Below are 478 nucleotides of genomic sequence, written 5' to 3' on the forward strand. Positions count from 1 at the left end.
ATGTTTGATTGGGGAAGATGCGAATAATCTTTTCTCTTCTGCGTACTTCTTGATTCAGTCGTTCAATTAGATTGGTACTCTTTAGTCGATTGTGGGAATTTCCTTGTACGGTATATTGAAAGGCGTCTTCGAATCCATCATCCAATGATGCGCAAGCTTTTGAATATTTTGGTTGATCGATATAATCATGAATCAATCGATTTTTAGACTCACGCGCTAAGTTAATATCTGTGAACTTAAAAATTCCTTTAACAGCTTCTCTGAAAGATTTTGAATTTTTTTTAGGAATGGTGGTAAAGATATTTCTTAGGAAGTGAACTTGGCATCTTTGCCAACTTACGTTTGTGAAGGATTTTCTAATGGCAGAGACTAATCCTTTGTGCGCATCAGAAATAACGAGTTCCGTACCTTGTAAACCGCGTTCTTTTAGGTATTCAAAAAATGTTGTCCAGGTCTCTTCGCTTTCGCCACTTTGAAT

General features: G+C 36.6%; 1 pseudogene. It reads right to left on the minus strand.

The features are described from left to right. Window positions 1-478 (minus strand): annotated as a pseudogene (locus tag M3182_RS25610) (IS256-like element IS256 family transposase); the annotation flags it as partial.

Source organism: Mesobacillus maritimus (assembly GCF_023715205.1).
Classification (GTDB): Bacteria; Bacillota; Bacilli; order Bacillales; family Cytobacillaceae; genus Mesobacillus_B; species Mesobacillus_B maritimus_C.